Source organism: Paenibacillus filicis (assembly GCF_038070315.1).
Taxonomy (GTDB): Bacteria; Bacillota; Bacilli; order Paenibacillales; family NBRC-103111; genus Paenibacillus_G; species Paenibacillus_G filicis.
Window position 1 is genome coordinate 151,532 of the sequence record NZ_JBBPCC010000005.1, and the last position, 21,955, is coordinate 173,486.

Genomic DNA, 21,955 nt, shown 5'->3' on the forward strand with positions numbered 1-21,955 from the left:
AACTTACTAAAAATTAGGTAAATTATTAAGATAATTCTACCATCTCCATCTGCTGAATGCTATCGGTTTTGTTACATTTACTGCCATTATTGTGATTTTTCACACTTCCCTCACAAAATTAATAATTGGTTAAGAAATAGATAACGGATGTTTAATGTGAATGTGCGAAGCCGTATTTTACAATGCAAATGTAAGCAAGCGACAACCACAAACACGAATAAAGAGGAGATGGCCAAGCATGAAACTTCTTACCACTGCAGCAGGAATTCTGGTTCTATCAACGGCTTTGGCAGGATGCGGTGCCGCTGGTACTGCCGCTACCGGGAGCAAGCCTCCCACTCAAGCTGAAGCACCCAAAACGGAAACCGCGGTAATGCCAACTGCGAAAGCTGAACAAGAGATGAAACAAGGAACAGCCGGGATGATGGCCAAGGTTGGCGTGCTGACCGGCAGCGGCAATGAGAAGTCCGAGGGCAATGTAGAAATCAAGGACGGCAAGGTCATGCTGACTAACTTCAAAACCGCCAAAGGCCCTGATCTGCACATTTATTTAACTAAGGGTAAGGACGTGCAGACGGGCAAAAAACTGGGTAAATCGATCTGGACAAGTCCGAGCAAACCTTCGACCTGGCCGGCGCTAACCTAAGCGACTACGATTCCGTCATCATTTATTGCGATAAAGCCCACGTCACCTTCGGCGCTGCCGACATCATGTAAACTCAGCACAAAGGGTACCGCTCTGTTAGTGAGTATGAGCATGGTACCCTTTTGATGAAGGGGGCTTTATAATAATGAGAGGATTTGCACGATGGGCCGGCTATGCGTTTAGTGCGGCCCGGATTTTATCTGGATGGATGTGGCTGAAATCGGGGTATGATAAATGGTCGGGTGGCTTTGGCGTAGAAAGCCTGATCCCGGTCATCGCGACCAACCGGGATACGCCGGCCTGGTACAAGACTTTCTTCGCCCAGGTGGTGAGTCCGCTGGCGCCGGTCTTTGACGCGGTGATCCCTTGGGGTGAGATGCTGATAGGGCTCGGCTTGATCGTGGGCTTATTCATCCTGCCTGCCTTAATGATGTCCGTATTCGTGAATGCCAACTATATCCTAGCCGATATGATCTTTACGTATCCGACGGATATTCTGGTGGCCACGCTGCTCCTAGCAGCTATGAGGCTTACTTCCTATGTCAGCCTGGAGCGCCGGCTTTTCCCAAAATGGCTGAAACGCCGGGAAGCTGTTACTTGAAGGATGTGAGGTTACTTGCTCTCCATATTGATTATTGACGATGAGCAGCCGATCGTAGATATTTGTCAGTTGTATTTGCAGAATGAAGGTTATACCGTATACACGGCCAGCAATGGGGAAGAAGCGGAGAAAATTGTTAACAGCGTGCCGCTCGACTTCATGATCATCGATGTGATGATGCCTAAGAAAAACGGCTATGAGTTCATAGAGTCACTCCGCAGTCAAGGATTCGACATTCCCTTCTTGTATCTGACCGCCCTGAATCAGGAGAAGGATACCCTGTACGGCCTGGCTCTCGGGGCCGATGATTATATGACCAAGCCATTTAGTCCTCGCGAGCTGGTCTTTCGGATCAAAAATATTATCAAAAGAGCGAAAAAAGCGAATCCTCGCCCTGTCGCTTTCCTCAAGGAAGGTGAATTGTATCTCAACCGTGAGGAACGAGTGGCCAAGCTTCGCGACGAGCCGCTGGAATTGACGAACAAAGAATTCGATCTGCTGTGGTTCCTCGTCCAGGAGAAGCATCGCGTCATCTCCAAGTCTGAATTACTCAAGCAGGTATGGGGCTATGAATACTACGAGGATGCAAATACCGTCAACGTGCATATCCATCATCTACGCGAGAAGCTAGGGCTGCGGGCCGGACAGGAGCAGATGTTTATAAAAACCGTGTGGGGACTTGGCTATCAGTTCAAGAGGGAAGGAGAGACGCCATCATGAAGCTGCGCACAGTCGTCCTGCTCTCCTATCTGATTAGTCTAGGGATCGTGACTCTCCTCCTCTATGCGGCCTATAAACAGATGTTCCTCGATTATGACAGACTGACCATGGCTATGATGATTACCGTCTCATCCAGCGCATTGTCTTTACTGATCAATTCCTTCTTCATCTTCCCCATGACGCGGGTCATCTCCCGGTTGAACGACCAGAGCCGGGAAATTGCCGGGGGCCGGTACGACCAGCCGCTCACCGAAAGCCGGGTGCTGGAGCTGCATGAGCTTGCCGAGTCCCTGCATGAGATGGGCCTGGAGATCCAAAGTAAGATCAGCGCGCTGCAGGAGGAAGAACGCCGCCGCAACGAGCTGATTGCGAATCTGTCCCATGATATTAAAACGCCTATTGCCTCCATTCGTTCATACTCAGAAGCCTTACTGGATCAATTGGTGACCGACCCTGCCGATGTTCATAATTATTTGTCGTGCATCGGGCAGCAAACAGAGCGCGTAGCTTCCTTGGCCAATGAACTGCTGGCGGTTGCGGCCATCGATCAGAAGGAAATCGTCTTAAAGCCGGAGATGGTCTGGATGGATCAGCTTCTGGTCGATACGCTGCAAAGCTTCGAGGCCCAGATTCTGCGGGAAAACCGGCCGGTCGACGTTCAAATCTGCAAAGCATGCGAATCGCTTTATACCGATAAGGTTTGCATGCAGCGTATTTTATATAATTTGCTGGGCAATGCGATCAAGTTTTCTAATCCGGGGACCGGCCTCAAGCTTCATGTCCGATGCGATGAAGTTTATATGTATATAGACGTAATCGACGAGGGATTCGGAATCCCCCAGCGTGAAATAGACCGAATCTTCGAACGGTTCTATCGGGTAGAAAAATCACGCAATCCTCAGTACGGCGGCTCCGGTCTTGGGCTTGCCATTGCCAAGGAACTGACGGAGTTTATTCAAGGCAAACTCACGGTTTCTTCCACGTATTCGGTCGGAACCACCTTTACTGTTCAGATTCCTCGCCGCCTGGAGCTAAACTATCCATAATCTATCCAGAAAGATGTCACCCTCCTCCCCGCTTCTCCTCGTCCTTGCAAACATAATAAGGGTCACGCCCCGGGCCTCAGGATGCCTCAGGGCGTGACCGCTATGTTCGGCCCGATCCGTCGCTTGGGCGAAACGGACCGGGTATCGTTCGTTATAAAGGTTTACCGGTGATTGTACACGCGGTAGATCAGGACAGCCGCCTCCGCTCTAGTCGCGCTTGCGAGCGGACTCAGCTGCTGGCCGTCTCCTTCCACGAGGCCGCTCTTGACGAGGGCCGCCACGCTCGGCCGGGCGTAGGACGACAAGCTCGACTCATCCGCGTAGCCGGCCAGATCGGCCTCCGTGCCTGCGGCCAGCGTCTTCTGGGCTGCCGTCAGCGCTCGGTGCATCATCGTCATCATCTCCTGACGGGTGACCGGCTGCTCCGGCAGGAAGCCGCCTTGATCCGTCCCGGAGACGATGCCCAGCCGGCGTGCCGCCGCCACCGCTTCGGCATAATAAGCGTCGGCGCCGACGTCGGAGAAGGCGCTATCCCCTTCGGTCTTGGCATTCAGCCCCAGCGCACGCATCAGCAGCAGTAGGAAGTCTGCCCGCTTGACCGGCTCTGCAGGCGCATAGCTGCCGTCTGCCGTGCCGGTGACGACGCCCTTGGCCGCCATTACCTCTACCGCATGCTTAGCCCAGTCGTAGCTGTCTAGGTCGCCGAAGGCCGGATGGACATGGACGACCGCGTAGGTGCCCAGCTGTGTCGTCTGCCAGAAAACCGTTCCGGTGGCTGGATCGTAGCTACCTGTCGGCACAGGCGTCAGCTCGCCCGCCTTGCCGAGCAGCCGCACGGCGAGATGCTCCAGGCTTGCCCGTTCTCCGGAAGCCGGCGTGTACGGTACGGACACAGTGACAGGGTGGTCCGGATTGCTCCACGCGACGGCGTTGCCGTCGATCAGAGCCGTCAGCTCCAGAACCGGCCGTCCGCCCACAGCCGTTCGGGCGGCCTGATCCAGACTCCCGGCGCTCAGGCTGCGCAGCGACAGGGCGATCTCCCGCTTGCCGGCTGCTTCTGCCGTGCTCCACATCTGGGAGCTGACACGAATCGTTCCAGCTCCCGTGACCAGCTCGATGTCTCTCGCAGGCTCACCGGAAGCCAGTGCCTCCGCCGGCAGAATGACCGTGTACCCGGCCGCTTCCCGCTGGACCGGCACTTCGATCTTGATCCGCTTGGACGCCTGGGCCGCTTGCTTCCAGGCCTCGCCGCCGATCGTGACTGCCGCCAGTCCGGTGGCTGCGTCAAGCTTCGGCTCGGCAGCGACGATCGTGCCGGCAGGACGAGCCGGACCCGGCGCAGGCTTCTCCGGCGCCGCAGGGGCAGCCGGTCCGCTTCCGCTGCCGTCGCTTTCGCCACCGCTGCCGGACGAAGAAGTCGTCACCGTCACGGACGGGCCAGCCGTGCTCCAGTTGCCGGCCGCATCGCCGGCTTCGATCTTGAAGGTATACGCCGTGCCGGACGACAGCCCGGTCACCTCGTAGCGGTTCACACCGGCAGGCACCGTAGCGAGCAAAGCGTCGCCCCGGTACACCCGGTAGGCCGTCACCGCGTTCGCATCCTTCGCATCCGTCCAGCTCAAGGTCAGGCTGCCGCTTCCAACCTGCGAAGCCGTCACCGTGCTATCCGCGGGCCATGCCGGCGCTTCTGTGTCGACAGGCGGCTCGTCCGGTCCTTCGCCCGGCAGAAGACGATACGTCATACCGGCCACGGTGTCGAACGTGTAGACGATCTCGGCCTCATGATGAGGCGCCGTTCCCTTGCGAGCCGGAACGGCCTTGCCGTTCGCATCGACCACATGCAGCCCTTCCGCCCATGGGGAAGCGATGGAAGCCGTCTTGCCCGCTTCGCTGACAATCTCGACATGCTGTACCTTCCGCTCAGCCCCGCTGTACGCCGAGCTGACGACGAACGCACCCTTCTCGCGCAGCCGGGCGAAGGAAGCATCCCGGTTCTCCAGCCAATTCGGGAATACCTTCATGATCCCCTGATCGCTCAGCAGCATCATGTTGTTGATAGCCTCGGTGGCGCCGCTCTTCTCCGCGCCGTGGAAGTCCGAGTCGTCCTTGATCGTCAAGTTTTTCTGCATCTGCTCTTCGATCGTTTTGGCAAAGTTCGTGACGATGGATTCGGCCGGATACCGGACATTGACCGCATTGGCGAAAATTTTCGGGAAGTTGTTGTACTGGCTCCACGCCCCGTTCTTGCCGCCGCCGATTCCTTCCTCGACGAATACGTCGATCGTGTCCTTCGCCACCTGCAAATCCCGGGCGGACGAGTAATAGCCAAGCTGCTCGCCAGGGATGACGCTTTCCATGGGCAGGATGTTACCGTCCCACGGGATCGGCCTGGACAGATCCTCCCACTTGTCCTGGTTCCAGTGCTTCTCCGCCAGCGAGAAGATCGTTCTTCCCTTGTACTGGGCGGTCGGCTGCGGAGCGAGATGCTCCAGAATATGCTTCCACTGCTCCCGCTTGTCAGGGTCGACATTCAGCTCTTCGCTGGCCTGGATGGCGCTCGCCAGCGCGTTTTTGAGCAAGGCCAGATCGACGGCCGCATTGGTGCCCCAGGAGCCCTCATTATAGGCGCTGTAGAGCACGAACTTGCCGTCCTCCTGCTCCAGCCAAGGCTCGTACAGGGCGATGCTTTTTTTCAGATAATCGTACATGACCGGCAAAAACGCCTTGTCCTGCGTAAAGTTGTAGTATTCGATCAACGGATAGGAGCTGAAGATCGCATCCAGCAATTGACCGTAGTAGCTGTAGCTCCGCTCCAGCTTCATGCCCCATGGGCCGATGCTGACCGGGTAAAGCAGCGCGTCCGGAATGCCGTGGATCGGATCGAAGTCGCCCTTGGCGATCTTCGCCTCCACGAATTCGCGTACCTTCGCCCCATGAGCGCCTTCGCCGATATGCAGGAGATGCTCCGTGGAGGCTGCGTTCTTCAAGCCGTTCTCCTTGTAGTCCAGAATCGCGTCGGTGGCCGGCTTGCCCATCCAGGTGCGGTTGCTGGAGTTCACGCCGTAGAACGTCGCGATAAAGTTATAGTTCAGGTGGTAATCGGAGCTCCATTGGGAGCCGTCCGTCGTGTGCCACAGGCTGTACAGACCCGGGGCGACCTTGCCCTCGCGTATGCTGGAGCCGAGAACGTACTGGGCCGCATAGTAATACTTCGTCAATGTATCCAGCCTCGGATCGCTCGTATCCATCAGCACATAGGAATCCAGCCAGAACTGCTTCCACCAGTCCAGATGCTTGCCGTGCAAGGCTTGAACGGCATCCGGCGTGTTTATACTGTCCAGCAGGCGCAAGGCCTCTACCTGCGGCTCCGCGCTCTGAAGCAGCGTGCCCCGGTAATCGTAGGTGCGTCCGCCGCCCCCGACGCCCGTGACCACGTAGACCGTCTGGCCCGGCGCGAGCGCAAAGTCCAGATTGCCGGTGCCCTTCTCTCCGTCGATCGCGAGCTCTACGCCATTTGCCCCGATGATCTTGGCAGCCAGCGCCGCCTTGGAGATATGCGCGTTCACGTCATTCGTATCCCGGCTGTCGATCGTCGTCTGGCGGGTCACCACGGCGCTGTTCGACTCGCGAGATGCCGTCACCGGAAACTGCGCATTGCCGGCCTTGGCCCATACCTGAGCCTGCAGCTGCACGGGGGCATCGCTGCGCGAGGTCAGCTCGGTGACGATTACATTGTTCACCGCCGAGGTCCAAGTCCGCATCTCGAGCGGCAGCTGGCCCAGGTCCGTCTCGGTGCGGATTTCCGCCTGCAGGATGTCCTGGATTTCATGCAGCTTCCCTTCCGGCTTCGACTTGACCAGACCGGGCACGCCAAACAACGAAGCCTGTGCAATCACCGGCTCGCCGCCCGCCGTCACACGAACGTAGCGTGCCGTAAAGGAATCCGTCGTCACATCCACCACGGTACTTGTGTTACCCGTCGTATGGCCGACCGTCTGCCAGGCGGACCCGTCCTCGCTGGCCTCCACAAGCACATCCTGTCCGCGTGTTAAGCGGACGACATAGCGGGAGATCTCCGAGCTGTGTCCGAGATCGTACAGCTTGACCGCCTCGCCGACCGGTCCGCCGCCGTTGTCTCCCGGCGCAGCCTCGTCGAACAGCTCGAACTGACCGATGCGCGCCCGTGGATTCTCTACGGAATTCTGCGTATTGCCCTGCGTGCCCGCCGTGATATGCAGCCGCACGTAGCGCGCCGCCGCCCCGGGCTCCAGCTTGACGTCCGTCGTCGAGGCGCTGTTGCCCGTCACGGTATAGACGTTCTCCCAGACGGAATCGGTCGTATTTCTCGCTTGCAGCTGGAAATCCTTCGTATTGTTCTCCGTCTCCCCGGGACGCGCTGCGCCGTCATGACGCACGACGAAGCGGTTGAACGCCTTCGTCTGGCCCAGATCGACCTCTAGCCACCACGGTCCCGGCTGGCCGTCTCCATGATAGCCACTCGTCCAGCCTTCATAGCCGGAGTTGGCGCTCCAAGCACCGTTCACGGCCCGATCCGGCGTCAGCGTGTAGTGGGACCCGCTCGCGGTCACCGGCCGGTTCAGCGTCAGCGATGCCGGCGATTGTCCCGGAGCCGGAGTCACCGGCGGCTGCGGCGCCAGATCCGGGTTCAGGTACAGCTCGAACTGGCCGATGCGCGCCCGCGGATATTGCCTGGAATCGTCGTTCGTCTCCTGAGTTCCCTGCATGACGTACAGGCGCACATAGCGGGCCGTGACTGGCGCCGGCAGGATGATGTCCGTGATCGTCTCGCGGTTGCCCGTGACTGTATACGCATCCGTCCAGGCGTTGCCGTCCGCGCTCGTCTGCAGCTTGAAGCTTCGGGTCACATTGGGGACCTCATTCGGGCGGGCCGCAGCGTCATGGCGCACGACGAAGCGGTTGAAGGTCTGGGCCTCGCCTAGATCGACAGCCAGCCACTGCGGATTGCCGACCGGCGATACCCAGCCCTCGTAGCCGGACGCCCACTCGCCGTTCACGGCGCGGGAGGCCGAGAAGCCCGAATGATCGGCGCTCGAGGTCGCCGGCTTCCGGTAAGCGAGCGAGGTCTTTTGCGGGTCCTGATGCTGAGACACCTGGGCTTTTTTCTGAATCGTCAGTCCCCCAATCGGCATAGGGGAACCATTATACGCCCAGAAGTCCCCCTTGGAGATGTAGAAGGTTTTGGAGCTTCCGTCCCCGCCGGAGGTCACACCTATATCGCCGTTACCGAGCAGCGCCGTCTTGGGCATCGTGGTGACAAAAAGCCCTTCGTACTTCGTATCATTCCATTCGCCGTAATATTTCGAGATGACATTTTGCAGCTTGGTCCACTCATCCTCTGGCCTGACGGAGACCGGTGCGCCGGGAGCCGCCTGCACGCTTCCCCCTCCAGCCAAGCAGAGTGCCAGCGCCAAGGACGACACGCGTTTGATGCCCTTAAATGTTTTCATTCCGTCACCTTCCTTCTGCAATATGAATATATCATTTCTGAATCCGCTTCCAAACGAAAAGTTAGGAAAGGGCGAAACTCCAGCCTCTTCCTTGTCTCATCCCTGCATCCCTACTCCCCCCTGTTCATCGGTAGTCGGATAGTCGCCCTTCCCGGTATACCCGAAATAAAGATAGCGCTTACATCTAAGTGCTGATGCATCCAGCATGCATGCGGGCTCATCCCCCTTAGTCAAATATGTATCCATGAAATGATACAAACAACATAATCATGTATCATTTATCATATCATCATCATAATATCAAATATTATCTGTGTCAACGATATTCACTTAGTTTAGTTATATATAATACAGTTGATACAATAGTTCAAAAAATCAGCCTTAATCGGCTGATTTTCGGTTTCATAGCTATTTAGCTTGACTTAAAGCGCCCTCGCTTTGCTGATAGAACAGGACGCCGGTCTCAATAAAGATGCCCCGGCGGCTGTCGCGCTTGAGCAACTCCTCCGCGCAAAGCTCCTTGATCGCTTTCCCACGTGTTCACGCTAACCCTGTAGCTGTCGGCAAAATCACGGCTCGAGGGCAAGCGCCTATCGCCTAGCCACTCGCCCTCCAAAATCCGTTTCTTGATATTTTCCTTGATCTTGAGACAGTGTCCAAATATGGACCCCGCCAAGTCTGAACAAGCAAAGACGGCCATAGCCCTGAAGCTCAGAGCCATGACCGCCTATTAACTCTCGAAATGATACAATTTGTATCTATTTAGACACAATTGTGCCTGAGTCTATCTGCCTGCATTACTGCAAGATTTGTTGAGCGACAATCGCCAAGTCGAGCAGATCAACCTTGCCATCGTTGTTGACATCCGCAAGCTTGTAAGAATCCCAATCCGGATCTTGCGACGTTTTGCCGAAGGCTGCGGCTACGATCGCCAGGTCGCCGATCGAGTATTTGCCGTCGCCATTGGTATCTCCAGGCGAGCGGGTGATCACGGAGTTCACGAACGTTTCAACCGCTGCACCCAGCTCTGTAACCGCCTGCGCCACTTGCTGCTGCGTCACTTGCGGATTCGCAGCTACCGCTTTGGCCTTGTCGATGGCCGCTTGCAGCTTAGCCTTGGAGCCAGATGGGTACTGGCCGGCCTGCGAGCCTTCTACTGCTGCATCATGCTTGGCTTGCGCCTGCTGGATCAGCGTACTCAGCGCTGTCAGGTCTACGGTAGCCTTGATTTGAACCGTATACGAACCGCCGTTTAATTCGGACTCTACCCCTTTGCCGTCAGCCAGGATCAGCTTGGACAGCGCGATGGAGGCACTCGAAGCTTCCTGAACGGCTTTCGCTTTCCAGTGCAGCTTAATCAGGCTGGCATTGATGCCTGCGCCGCCTACATTGGCCGTAATCAGACGCACTTTACCGGCCTCCGCCTTTTTATCTACGATAATCAGGCCTTCCTTGACCGCGTCTGCAGCTACAAATTCCAGCTTGCTGTCATCATACGTCAGCGTGATATCTTGCGCATAGATATTGCCCGTGATCCCCTGCAGTCCCAAGGTCACATCGAACGGCTGACCACCGGCTACGGAAGCCGGACCTTCCAGCTTGGCACCGGAAGGTACCGTCGTGTTATAGACGTAGAACTCGTGGATCGACCACCAGCTCGAAGCGCTGCCCGTCTGAACGACTTTGATGTAACGGGCATTTTGCGGAGCGAAGCTTGCCGTTACGACCGGACCTGTACCGGCTCCGCTGGCAACCGCAGTCCCCCATTCCGTGCCATCGTTAGACACATACACTTCATAGCCGCGTGCATAATCGCTGTTGCTGCCGGTGGAATCCATCACCAAATTGTTGAACGTGCGGGAAGCCTTCATATCGACGGTGAAGAATTGACCCGGAACCATCGGTGCCCCCGCACTCCAGCGGGTGGCTATATTATCGTCCAGCAGATTCCTTGGAGCGTCTCCGCTGGATGGCGTCGAGGTAGCTGTCCAGCCCGTGCGGTCAAGAGGAGCTTCCTTCGTCGTAGCGCTTACCGCGGCGCTGTCAGCTGACACATTGCCGGTGGCATCCTTGGCTTTAACCGTGTAGCTATAGGTGGTGACCGCTTTCAAGCCTCTGTCGCTGTACGAAGTCGAGGCTGCAGAGCCGACGAGCACGCCATCGCGGTAAATATCGTAGCCGGTCACAGCCACATTGTCCGTCGAAGCGGTCCAGCTCAGGTTAATTTGGCTGCCCGACGCCGCTGTTGCTTTTACATTCGTCGGAATGGTAGGCGGCTCGGTGTCACCGACATCGGTACCTACGAATTCGTTGACCGTTTGTCTAAACGCCGTGCTTGGAGAAGTTCCGGTCACTTTTCCGCCCGTGCTATTGATGACATGCGTGATCTCACTGCCCACTCTACCGTTAAGCCAGATTGTCGTGGCATGATGGATTTTAACGCCCGCCACCTTAGGCACCTCAATGGCGCTCTCCAGCTTCACCACGGCATCCCGGAAGTAGGAGTAGACGCCCAGCCCCCATGCTTCATGGCTGGTTACCGAGTCTGCTACCTTGTAGGAAGCATAACCGTTCACCTTACCGTCCTGGCTCATCCAGGCTGCCTGGTTCGGTACATCGTATGGAATTTCAGACTGATAGAAGTAGAGGCGGCCGCCATTGCCGTTCCACAGCGTCTGATACTCGTTATGATGCTCATTAAACAAACCATACAGCGTGACATCGTTTCCGTTGACGACAAGTCCGTTTTTCGATACATTGTTCGTCCAGGCCGCGCCCGTACCGTGATCCGCACGCCAGACCCAGAAGTGATCGCCGATCACGTCATTGCTGTTGATCTGAATCGCGACTTCATTTTTCCCGGCGATGTAGCCCCCAGTCCGGAAGAACACATCATGAAGTGACGTCGGATTGGCCTTGTGGCCTGCGGTGCTGCCCGTCGGTCCTACTTCCAGCAGTACGCTGGAGCTTACAGGTCCGGCGTCATAGACGATACCCGCAATCTTCACGCCGTCCACATCGGCTACCGTCATGACTGGCTTGCCTGTATCCGGAATCAGCGTCGGAAGCCCGATGCCGAGCACGACAGTGTCTGGATTAGTGATACGTATTGTATCATTTAGGCGATAAATACCCGGCGTAAACAGCAAATGCTTGCCTGCGCCCAGTGCAGCATTGATGCTTGCCGCCGTTGCCGTATCCGGTTTTGCGATGTAGAACTGATCGATGCTCAGCGACTGGCCGGGGGTCGATCCGTTAGCCCAGCTGACGCCCTTCGTATCCTGCTGCAGGGACGGGACGAAAACCTGATATTGCCCTGCATCGTTTATGTAGAGATAAGGCTTCTCCCGCAGAAGCGGAGTCTTCTCGACGACCGTGTATCCCTGATCCTGGAATCCGCCAGCCGGCGGATTCGTTACGCCGACAAACACCATGTTCCACGAGCCGTTCGCCCAGTTCGACCACTGGGTGTTGCGCGAGAACCATTGCTGCTGAGACCCTGAAGCAACAGCCTTATCCACGATGGAATCCGCCAAAAACCCTCCACTCGCCCAGCCCGCATTCCCACTCGAGGTGAGGTCGAACAACTGCAGCTCTCCCTTAATGTGCAGACGTCGGAGTGGTGCGGCCTGAGAAACGGCAATCTGCGTTTTGCCGCTGGACGGGGATATCGTCAGATTCTCGACGGCTCGCCAGAAGTTTCGGGTGGCGTTACCGTTATCCCACTTGGCATCAATATTCAAGCCGCCGTTTATATTGACATCTCCGGGATTTTGCCCGAGTCCGGCGACATGCGTATTGAAGCCTACTCTGAAGTTGACGTTGTAAGCCCCGGGTTTAAAAAGAAAAGCATCCCGCTGGGGACCAAATTCATTTCTTTCCTGGCGGTTAAAGACGGAAGTGGTGATGTTCTGGATGTCGGAGGGGGCCATGGAGGGATCGAACACATAAACATTAGGACCAAAAATCGTTGAGTTCGCTTCGGTAATGGGTGTTGCTGCCTGGGAAGGCCCGGGATTGAGTAAACTCAAGGCAATCGCGGCCGCGGAAACGGACGAGAGCATCTTCTTATACGGCTTCAAGGGTGTGCCTCCTTGTCATTCGAATTGGATATGAACAAGCTGTCTTCCGACTACAGATACAGATACAAAGCCTATTGCTGTTTCCATCCAGCCTCCTTCAGCCACTCTCCTTCCTTCTGTGGATTTACTTCTTGCGGTAGCGGATGTTCACGATTTCATTAGGTAAGCGTTTGCAATATTTCTTATCAATCATCTCCTTACCTTTCAGAATCCAAGGGCCAGCCCGTCACTGGTAAGATAACCATAGAATATTAGGCACTGTTTTGAAAGCGGTAAACTTTAGAAAACGTGTTGGTTTTATTTATATGTCCGAAATTTATAGTGATTTTTCATCAAAAAAATCAGCCTGATCGGCTGATTTTCGGCTTCATAGTTATTTAGCTTAGCTTAGAGCTCCCTGGCTTTGCCGATGGAGGTCCCATAATTAATTTCCGCCTGGCAGATTTGTCCCAATACGTACAAGTGCTCCTTCGAATCCAGCAGATTCATGAGCTGCAGCGCCGCCGTACGCCCCATATCGTAAAAAGGCTGGTTCACGCCCGTCACGTCCAGCTTGTACTTGAGATTCAAGTTCCGCGCATCGTAGGTCACAAGCGACAGATCGTCCGGAATGCGCAAATTGAGCCGGTCCAGTACCGTAATCGCCGCTTCGGCAATCTGGTCGTTGGCCGTGAAGATCGCCGTGCAGGGCAGCTTACGGATGACCTCTGCCAGCCGGTCGCTGAAGCTGTCGAACTCGTCGGAGAAGTTTTCGAACTCGGAGGGAATAAGCACATCCAGCTCGGGGTCGAAGGGCAGCCCCGAATCTAAGAACGCCTGCCTCATCCCAAGCAGGCGCTCGTTCAGTGTGCTGAGATCGGAATTGCGGATAAACAGAATACGCCGGTGCCCCTTGTCAATCAGCATTTTCGTCAATTTATACGCGCCCGCCACGTTGTCGCTCGTCACGAAGGGAATGTCGCTGTTGTAAAAGTGCCGGTCCAGGAACACAACCTTGATCCCGTTGTTCCGCAGCAGATCGTACAGCTGCTGGTTGCGCTCACCATGGCTCCAGTCGAAGATCGGACTCAGGATGACACCGTCCATCCGTTTCGCCACGGCGCTCTTGACCAGCGCCTCCAGCTTGTCCAGGCTGCGGTCGTCGCTGTAGCTGAGCAGATGATAGCCGTGAACGTTCAGCACGTCCTGGATGCCGCGAAGAGCGGTCGCCCACAGCGGATTGTCAATGCCGATTACCGATGCTGCGACCAGTCCCGAACGGTTCATGCCCTTGAGGGACAAGACGCCGGTCTCGATAAAGGTTCCCCGGCGGCTGTCGCGCTTGAGCAATCCCTCCGCGCACAGCTCCTTGATCGCCTTCTCCACCGTGTTCACACTAGATCTATAGCTGTCGGCAAAATCACGGCTCGAGGGCAAGCGCGTATCGCCTAGCCACTCGCCTTCCAAAATCCGTTTCTTGATATCTTCCTTGATCTTGAGATAGGGATAGGTTGACATAGGCGCCCTTTCTTTTCCAAATCTGAATAGTTCGACTATAAACAATTGTATCATCTGTGTCAATATATGGACCCCGCCAAGTCTGAACAAGCAAAGACGGCCATAGCCCTGAAGCTCAGAGCCATGACCGCCTGTTTCACTCTCGAATCGATACATTTTGTATCCACCTAGACACAATTGTGCCTGAGTCTATCTGCCTGCATTACTGCAAGATTTGTTGAGCGACAATCGCCAAGTCGAGCAGATCAACCTTGCCGTCGTTGTTGACATCGGCAAGCTTGTAAGAATCCCAATCCGGATCTTGCGACGTTTTGCCGAAGGCTGCGGCTACGATCGCCAGGTCGCCGATCGAGTACTTGCCGTCGCCGTTGGTATCTCCAGGCGAACGAGTGATCACGGAATTCACGAACGTTTCAACCGCTGCACCCAGCTCGTTAACCGCCTGTTCAACTTGCTGCTGTGTCACTTGTGGATTTGCAGCAACCGCTTTGGCCTTGTCGATGGCCGCTTGCAGCTTAGCCTTGGAGCCAGATGGGTACTGGCCGGCCTGCGAGCCTTCTACTGCTGCATCATGCTTGGCTTGCGCCTGCTGGATCAGCGTATTCAAGGCCGATACATCTACGGTCGCCTTGATTTGAACCGTATACGAACCGCCGTTTATTTCAGACTCTACCCCTTTGCTGTCAGCCAGGATCAGCTTGGACAGTGCGATGGAGGCATTGGAAGTTTCCTGAACAGCTTTCGCCTTCCAGTGCAGGTTGATCAGGCTGGCATTGATGCCTGTGCCGCCTACATTGGCCGTAATCAGACGCACTTTACCGGCCTCTGCCTTTTTATCTACGATAATCAGGCCTTCCTTGACCGCGTCTGCAGCTACAAATTCCAGCTTGCTGTCATCATACGTCAGCGTAATATCTTGCGCATAGATGTTGCCCGTGATCCCTTGCAGTCCCAAGGTCACATCGAACGGCTGACCACCGGCTACGGAAGCCGGACCTTCCAGCTTGGCACCGGAAGGTACCGTCGTGTTATAGACGAAGAACTCGCGGATCGACCACCAGCTCGAAGCGCTGCCCGTCTGAACGACTTTGATGTAACGGGCATTTTGTGGAGCGAAGCTTGCCGTTACGACCGGACCTGTACCGGCTCCGCTAGCAACCGCAGTCCCCCATTCCGTGCCATCGTTAGACACATACACTTCATAGCCGCGTGCATAATCGTTGTTGCTGCCAGTGGAATCCATCACCACTTTGTTGAACGTGCGGGAAGCCTTCATATCGACCGTGAAGAATTGACCCGGAACCATCGGTGCCCCCGTACTCCAGCGGCTGCCCATATTGTTGTCCAGCAGATTCCCCGGACCGTCTCCGCTGGATGGCGTCGAGGTAGCTGTCCAGCCCGTGCGGTCAAGAGGAACTTCCTTCGTAGTAGCGCTCACCACGGCGCTGTCAGCTGACACATTGCCAGCAGCATCCTTGGCTTTGATCGTGTAGCTATAGGTGGTGGCTGCATTCAAGCCTCTGTCGCTGTACGAAGCCGAAGCTGCAGAGCCGATGAGCTTGCCATCGCGGTAAATATCGTAGCCGGTCACGGCCACATTGTCCGTCGAAGCGGTCCAGCTCAGGTCGATTTGGCTGCCCGACGCCGCTGTTGCTTTCACATTCGTCGGAACGCTAGGCGGCTCGGTGTCACCGACATCCGTACCGACGAATTCGGTGACCGTTTGCCTCATCGCCCCGCTTGGAGAAGTCCCGTACACTCTTCCGCCCGTGCTGTTGATGACATGCGTGATCTCACTGCCCGCCACACCGTTAAGCCAGATCGTCGTGGCATGATGGATTTTTACGCCCTCCACCTTAGGTACCTCAATGGCGCTCTCCAGCTTCACCGCTGCATCCCGGAAGTAGGAGTAGACGCCCAGTCCCCATGCTTCATGGCTGGTTACCGAGTCTGCTACCTTGTAGGAAGCATATCCGTTCACCTTACCATCCTGGCTCATCCAGGCTGCCTGATTCGGTACATCGTAAGGAATTTCAGACTGATAGAAGTAGACCCGGCCGCCATTGCCGTTCCACAACGTTTGATACTCATTATGATGCTCATTAAACAAGCCATACAGCGTGACATCATTTCCGTTGACGACAAGTCCGTTTTTCGAGACATTGTTCGTCCAGGCTGCGCCCGTACCGTGATCCGCACGCCAGACCCAGAAGTGATCGCCGACCACATCATTGCTGTTGATCTGGATCGCGACTTCATTTTTCCCGGCGATGTAGCCCCCGGTCCGGAAGAACAAATCATGAAGCGACGTCGGATTGGCCTTGTGGCCTGCGGTGCTGCCCGTCGGTCCTACTTCCAGCAGCACGCTGGAGCTGACCGGGCCGGCGTCATAGACGATGCCCGCAATCTTCACGCCATCCACATCGGCTACCGTCATGACTGGTTTGCCCGTATCCGGGATTAACGTCGGAAGCCCGATGCCGAGCACGACCGTATCCGGGTTATTGATACGAATTGTATCATTCAAGCGATAAATACCCGGCGTAAACAGTAAATGCTTGCCTGCGCCCAGTGCAGCATTGATGCTTGCCGCCGTTGCCGTATCCGGTTTTGCAATGTAGAACTGATCGATGCTTATGGATTGACCGGGCGTCGATCCGTTAGCCCAGCTTACGCCCTTCGTATTCTGCTGCAGAGACGGAACGAAAACCTGATATTGCCCTGCATCGTTTATGTAGAGATAAGGCTTCTCCCGCAGGACTGGCGTCTTCTCGACGACCGTGTACGGCTGATCCGGGAATTGGCCGGCCGGCGGGTTCGTTACGCCGACAAACACCATGTTCCACACGCCGTTGGTCCAGTTGGACCACTGACTGTTTCTCGAGAACCATTGCTGCTGAGACGCTGGAACAACGGCGTTATCCACGATGGAATCCGCCAGAAACCCTCCGCTGGCCCAGCCCGCATTCCAGTTAGAGTCAAAGTCGAACAACTGCAGCTCGCCCTTAATGTGCAGACGCCGGAGTGGCGCCGCTTGGGAGACGGCAATTTGCGTTTTACCGCTGGACGGGGAGATCGTCAGATTCTCAACCGCGCGCCAGAAGTTTCGGGTGGCGTTGCCGTTATCCCACTTGGCATCGATGTTCAAGCCGCCGTTAATATTGACATCTCCGGGGTTTTGCCCGAGTCCGGCGACATGCGTATTGAAGCCTACTTTGAAGTTGACGTCATAAGTCCCCGGTTTGAAGAGAAAAGCGTCCCGCTCAGGGCCGAACTCATTTCTTTCCTGTCTGTTGAATACAGTTCCCGTAATATTTTGAATGTCAGAGGGGGACATGGAGGGGTCGAACACATAGACATTAGGACCAAAAATCGTTGAGTTCGCTTCGGTAATGGGTGTTGCTGCCTGAGAAACCCCGGGATTGAGTAAACTTAAGGCAATGGTGACCGCGGAAACGGACGAGAACATCTTCTTATACGGTTTCAAGGGTATGCCTCCTTGTCATTCGAATTGGATATGGACGTGCTGTCATTCCAACTACAGATACAGAGCCTGCCTCCTGCAGCCACTCTCCTTTCTTCTGTGGATTTACTTCTTGCCGTAGCAAATGTTCATGATTTCATTTCGTAAGCGTTTGCATTATTTCTTCTAATCATCTCCTTACCTTTCAGAATCCAAGGGCCAGCTCATCACTGGTAAGATAAACATAAAATATTAGGCATTGTTTTGAAAGCGGTAAACTTCAGAATACGTGTTGGTTTTATTTATATGTCGGAATTTACTAGTGATTTTTCAATTATTGTCTTTCAGATTTCCTTAGTCACGCTCTTTTTGATACTATATGGATAGGGATTAGAGGAGGTCGAACGAACGATATGTTTCAAACTCAAGCTTACGAAGGCAGTCAGGAGGCCCAGTATACCTTGCTGCTAAGTCAATTGGAGGCATTGATACATGACGAGCCTTCCCGTATCGCCAATCTGGCCAATGCGGCTGCCCTGCTGGGCCAATTTCTGAACAACATCAATTGGGTCGGCTTTTATCTGTTAGATGCACAAGATGAACTCGTGCTTGGTCCCTTTCAAGGCTTGCCTGCCTGCACCCGGATTCCCGTCGGGAAAGGCGTATGTGGGAGTGCTGTTCAGCAGGCACGCACGCTCCGTGTGGATGACGTCCATCAATTTCCCGGTCACATCGCATGTGACGCCGCTTCCCGTTCGGAGCTCGTGATCCCTCTAGTTCAAGACGGAACGATCGTCGGAGTACTGGACATTGACAGCCCGATCGAAGCCAGCTTCGATGCGGTGGACCAGACGTACTTGGAGCAGTATTGCCAGGTACTCATGAAACATGCTTCCAGTTGGCGTTAGCCTGGTCTTCAGCTCACAGGAAATGCTCGGCTTGTCGCAGCACAAGCAGCCTGCCTCGATGGCAGGCTGCTTTATTTTCGTTTAATCAGACGAAACAGCTTTTTGTTGCGGTTCGTTGACAACAGATGCCGTTCTCTGCTGCAGCCGGAACGTAAAGGCCATGGGCAGCAAGGCCGCACCTACGATGGCGCCGCCTATCCAGCTCAGGCTGCCAGATGTGAAATGATGGAAAACAGCCTGTAAGAGCATGCGTCCCGAGGAGTCAGTGTTCCTCATCGTGCTCCTTCAGCCTTTGCTCCGTATACTTCGGCCCATTTTAGGCGAGAAGCTAGGGAAAATAGCGATTGATTCTTTGCGTTTATTCTTTCTCAGACAAAATGGAATAGAGCTCTTCCATCGAAATCTGTATGCCTAATTGTTCCAGTATGATGCAGATATCTAATAGAGTCTGTTTATTTTCATTCGAACACATGAGTTCATGCACCTCATTTTCCGTTTATATCCAAATAATACAGAATGGAAGCGACAGATGCTTGTCATAGAACGCATGTTCCCCTATTTATTTACACTGCTTGGATAGAAAAGAACCAAGGAGCGCCGGAGCAGCTTGATGCTGCTTCGACACTCCTTTGTCTGTCTCTGTATGACGCGGCGTTGCAGCCCGGCAGGTCGTGCGCAAAGGCATGATTTCCAGTCCCATCAACCCGACTTGGCCTGCTCCATGATCAGCAGCCTTGAAACGCCCAGCAGCACCGAGGTGTCCGGATCCTCCGCTACGGCAAACCGTACCTGCCCCCATGGCGTCCAAGCGTGACGATGAACGTACTCCTGAAGCAGCGGTACGATGTTTTGCTTGGATTTCATAAGCCCCCCGCTCAGGATGACGATATCAGGGTCATAGGCATGAACGAGATTCACAATGCCGGCTGCCCAATGTGAAATCAACACTTTCAAAAGCTCGTCGGCCACCGCATCCGAGGACTTCGCAGCTTCTAGAATCTCCATATAGTTCAACGCATCAGCGCGGGCAAGCCGGCTATGCTCGAAACCAGGATGCCTTCTTGCCAAGTTGTTCAGTGCCCAATGACCGGCCTGGGCTTCCAAGCATCCATGGTTTCCGCAATTGCAAGCCTGCCCATGAATATCTGTGGCCAAATGACCTCCCAGAATTCCGGCTTGATGATGGCGCCCCCGCAGGATTTGACCGTTGATGAGGGCTGCCGTACCGATGCCGGTTCCGAAAGTCATCAGGACGGCATCCGTTTCGCCACTAGCCACGCCATAGGTAGTCTCCCCAATGAGCGCCGCTCTGGCGTCATTTTCAAGAATACACGGCAGGGAGAGCGCTTCTTCCAACCACTTCTCGAAAGGGAACCCGACCGCATCCGCATATTTAGCATTGATCGATAAAATCGTCCGGCCTGCGGCATCCACAATGCCCGGCGTTGCGATACCGACTCCGGTACATTCGGATAACGAATAACGGTTCTGGGCAAGCAATTCGTGTATGGATGCTAGGACGTCAGGAAGACGCCCCGTCAACCCGCCTTGGGAGAAGGCCGGGATGCTCGTTCTCGCCATGACCGTCCCCTCCTGAACCAATCCGATCTTGATATTGGTCCCTCCAAAGTCGATCGCAATGTTCATAGAAGCTTCCGCCCACCTTTCCCCCTCAGCCTGTTATCTGACGTAGGCTTTAATCGTCCCATAGCGTTCTCCTTGGTTGCCTTCGGTTGGCCGAATCGTGTATTCTCCAACAGCAGCAGGCACGATAAACGTCTCCGCGTAGCGGACGATAAACGGCTCAAAGGCATTGGAGGGACTTTCCACGACCGCTTCCTCTCCCTCAATTAAATTGAGCATTTGAACGCCTCCCTCTGTATGGTGCGGAACCACCTCCGAAAACCAATGTCTTCGCGTTTCAATAAACTCAAGCTCGTGCAGCCCCGTTTTTTCCTCGGTCCAGCCTTCTCCTTCCCCGATCTTGAGGATCGGATTCACCAGATTAGATTCCACCCAGGATGTGCTTCGATCCCACTGAATATTTTGGCGGCCATGCTCCAGATGCACCGGGCGCGGCTTGCCATCCAAGCCCAGCCTGTCCCAATCCCACAGCTTAAACGTAAAAATATAAGGGGTCGCGCTGATTTCAAGCACCATGCCGCCCGTTCCCGAGCAGTGAACCGTTCCTGCAGGGATCATGAAATGATCATGCTTTTTCGCTGGAAAAACATTGATGTACTGTTCAGCCGGAAAGGAGACGTCTCCTGCCTGGGCACGCTCCAGATCGGCCAGCATCGCGTTCGGGTCAATCCCCTCTTTCACTCCCAAATAGACGGTAGCGCCCGGAACTGCATCCAGCATGTAATAACTTTCATCCTGCGTATAGAACATGCCGAAGTTTTTGCGGATATAATCCGTAAGCGGATGGACTTGCAGGCTTAAAGGCTGACCCCCGATCGTATCCAGAAAATCGAAGCGAATGGGGAACTCTGCTCCGAATCTGGCATACACCTTCTCCCCAAGCAAGGCTTTCGGCTCAAAAAAGACCAGATTGATGGAGGGGACTTCAACATGTGTTGCTCCGTACTGCAGATACACGCTATTTTCTTCCGGAACGCCATCGAATCCCCACGCGTAGGGATGCTCGCGTTTGTCCAAACCGATCTTTTCTTCCAGCCACTGTCCTCCCCAGACGCCGGGGTCGAAATACGGAACCAATCGAAAGGGACGGCGGACCGCTTGCTTAAATCCTTCAAATAATGCGTCTTTGCTCAGCAGCTTGGGGTCGTCTTGAGCATTCGTGTCCAAATAATAATCCGCCTGTGGCAGCACATCCCGCTTCAATCGGTCCGCAGCGCGCCATTCAATAAAAAATCCCCGTTTGTATTTTCGCAAAATATCTTCAGCATGGTTATCTGCGAGCCAATTGCCGAACTCACGGCTCCGGTATCTCTGTTGGATTTCCCAGCGTGCCATGTCAGCATAGATCAGCACATCCCCGGTTGCGACCAGTGTTGCTCCGGTTCCGATCACAAGGATGAGCCCTTCGGTGACCGCTTCAATCTCGTTCTGCAGCTGCACGAGCTTCGCTTGGTCGTAGAAGTCGCCAATTGCAAACGGAGCCATATAACCGAAAACCCGATCATCCGTTACATATCGTTCAATCATGTCTTCAATCTGCCCCTGATTCTTAGCGGCAAGTTCGGCATAAACAACCTTCGCCGGGTTCAACCGCAGCCGCAGCCCCTCCACGATCTCCTCCACACGAACTGTAGGATAGCACTCGATGGTCAGGATGAATTTTTGTCCTTCGTTCGTCGATCGAAGCAGTTCTTGAGCGATAGGTCCGTAGCCGCTCCAAATTTCATCTTCCCTGCCCTTGATTTCAATAGCCGGTTTTTTATTGTACAATGCTGCCATGATCAATTCCCCTCCATCAAGGTTGACTATATTCCAACGCGTGCCTTTTACACGGTTCTTACCATTCATTTTAGTCTTTC

Annotated in this window: 13 protein-coding genes; 6 read left to right on the forward strand and 7 right to left on the reverse strand. The window is 54.9% G+C overall.

Features of this window, described 5'->3' with window-relative positions:
* Positions 1–238 precede the first annotated feature (238 nt).
* The 5 genes from WMW72_RS10115 to WMW72_RS10135 all read left to right on the forward strand — a co-directional run bounded on the left by WMW72_RS10115 (position 239) and on the right by WMW72_RS10135 (position 3,013).
* Positions 239–646 (forward strand): DM13 domain-containing protein, encoded by a 408-nt coding sequence (locus WMW72_RS10115; RefSeq protein WP_341415321.1) that lies wholly within the window; start codon positions 239–241, stop codon positions 644–646.
* Positions 628–717: a DM13 domain-containing protein gene (locus WMW72_RS10120; protein ID WP_341415472.1), complete on the forward strand. Its 90-nt coding sequence runs from the start codon at positions 628–630 to the stop codon at positions 715–717. The genes WMW72_RS10115 and WMW72_RS10120 overlap by 19 nt, the downstream gene beginning before the upstream one ends.
* A 74-nt stretch (positions 718–791) precedes the next feature.
* Positions 792–1,247, forward strand: a complete 456-nt coding sequence (locus WMW72_RS10125; protein WP_341415322.1) for a DoxX family membrane protein — start codon at positions 792–794, stop codon at positions 1,245–1,247.
* 15 nt (positions 1,248–1,262) lie between these two features.
* Complete coding sequence (locus tag WMW72_RS10130; protein ID WP_341415323.1) at positions 1,263–1,967, forward strand: response regulator transcription factor; 705 nt, start codon at positions 1,263–1,265, stop codon at positions 1,965–1,967.
* Positions 1,964–3,013: a sensor histidine kinase gene (locus tag WMW72_RS10135; RefSeq protein WP_341415324.1), complete on the forward strand. Its 1,050-nt coding sequence runs from the start codon at positions 1,964–1,966 to the stop codon at positions 3,011–3,013. The genes WMW72_RS10130 and WMW72_RS10135 overlap by 4 nt, the downstream gene beginning before the upstream one ends.
* 161 nt (positions 3,014–3,174) lie before the next feature.
* On the opposite strand, the gene WMW72_RS10140 is transcribed toward WMW72_RS10135, so the two are convergent.
* The 4 genes from WMW72_RS10140 to WMW72_RS10155 form a co-directional block, all read right to left on the reverse strand.
* Positions 3,175–8,502, reverse strand: a complete 5,328-nt coding sequence (locus tag WMW72_RS10140; RefSeq protein WP_341415325.1) for a discoidin domain-containing protein — start codon at positions 8,500–8,502, stop codon at positions 3,175–3,177.
* 797 nt (positions 8,503–9,299) lie between these two features.
* Positions 9,300–12,584: a discoidin domain-containing protein gene (locus WMW72_RS10145; protein WP_341415326.1), complete on the reverse strand. Its 3,285-nt coding sequence runs from the start codon at positions 12,582–12,584 to the stop codon at positions 9,300–9,302.
* Positions 12,585–12,971: 387 nt separating this feature from the next.
* A complete protein-coding gene (locus WMW72_RS10150) occupies positions 12,972–14,081 on the reverse strand; it encodes a GntR family transcriptional regulator (protein WP_341415327.1) in 1,110 nt (369 codons plus the stop codon).
* 202 nt (positions 14,082–14,283) lie between these two features.
* On the reverse strand, positions 14,284–17,568 hold the full coding sequence (locus tag WMW72_RS10155; protein ID WP_341415328.1) for a discoidin domain-containing protein: 3,285 nt from the start codon (positions 17,566–17,568) through the stop codon (positions 14,284–14,286).
* 389 nt (positions 17,569–17,957) lie between these two features.
* Between WMW72_RS10155 and WMW72_RS10160 the strand changes: the two genes are divergently transcribed.
* Complete coding sequence (locus tag WMW72_RS10160; RefSeq protein WP_341415329.1) at positions 17,958–18,452, forward strand: GAF domain-containing protein; 495 nt, start codon at positions 17,958–17,960, stop codon at positions 18,450–18,452.
* Between the two features lie 81 nt (positions 18,453–18,533).
* Here the strand turns inward: WMW72_RS10160 and WMW72_RS10165 are convergent, their stop codons facing one another.
* The 3 genes from WMW72_RS10165 to WMW72_RS10175 form a co-directional block, all read right to left on the reverse strand.
* Positions 18,534–18,728, reverse strand: a complete 195-nt coding sequence (locus tag WMW72_RS10165) for a hypothetical protein (RefSeq protein WP_341415330.1) — start codon at positions 18,726–18,728, stop codon at positions 18,534–18,536.
* Between the two features lie 423 nt (positions 18,729–19,151).
* The gene (locus WMW72_RS10170) at positions 19,152–20,099 is read right to left on the reverse strand and encodes an ROK family protein (RefSeq protein ID WP_341415331.1); all 948 of its coding nucleotides are present in this window, start codon (positions 20,097–20,099) and stop codon (positions 19,152–19,154) included.
* Positions 20,100–20,132: 33 nt separating this feature from the next.
* The gene (locus WMW72_RS10175) at positions 20,133–21,875 is read right to left on the reverse strand and encodes a class I mannose-6-phosphate isomerase (protein ID WP_341415332.1); all 1,743 of its coding nucleotides are present in this window, start codon (positions 21,873–21,875) and stop codon (positions 20,133–20,135) included.
* Positions 21,876–21,955 lie beyond the last annotated feature (80 nt).

Excerpts from the sequence above, each read along its gene's own strand:
- WMW72_RS10170 (WP_341415331.1), bottom strand. The coding sequence starts at position 20,099 with ATGAACATTGCGATCGACTTTGGAGGGACCAATATCAAGATCGGATTG.
- WMW72_RS10115 (WP_341415321.1), top strand. The coding sequence starts at position 239 with ATGAAACTTCTTACCACTGCAGCAGGAATTCTGGTTCTATCAACGGCT.
- WMW72_RS10140 (WP_341415325.1), bottom strand. The coding sequence starts at position 8,502 with ATGAAAACATTTAAGGGCATCAAACGCGTGTCGTCCTTGGCGCTGGCA.
- WMW72_RS10160 (WP_341415329.1), top strand. The coding sequence starts at position 17,958 with ATGTTTCAAACTCAAGCTTACGAAGGCAGTCAGGAGGCCCAGTATACC.
- WMW72_RS10150 (WP_341415327.1), bottom strand. The coding sequence starts at position 14,081 with ATGTCAACCTATCCCTATCTCAAGATCAAGGAAGATATCAAGAAACGG.
- WMW72_RS10135 (WP_341415324.1), top strand. The coding sequence starts at position 1,964 with ATGAAGCTGCGCACAGTCGTCCTGCTCTCCTATCTGATTAGTCTAGGG.
- WMW72_RS10125 (WP_341415322.1), top strand. The coding sequence starts at position 792 with ATGAGAGGATTTGCACGATGGGCCGGCTATGCGTTTAGTGCGGCCCGG.
- WMW72_RS10165 (WP_341415330.1), bottom strand. The coding sequence starts at position 18,728 with ATGAGGAACACTGACTCCTCGGGACGCATGCTCTTACAGGCTGTTTTC.
- WMW72_RS10175 (WP_341415332.1), bottom strand. The coding sequence starts at position 21,875 with ATGGCAGCATTGTACAATAAAAAACCGGCTATTGAAATCAAGGGCAGG.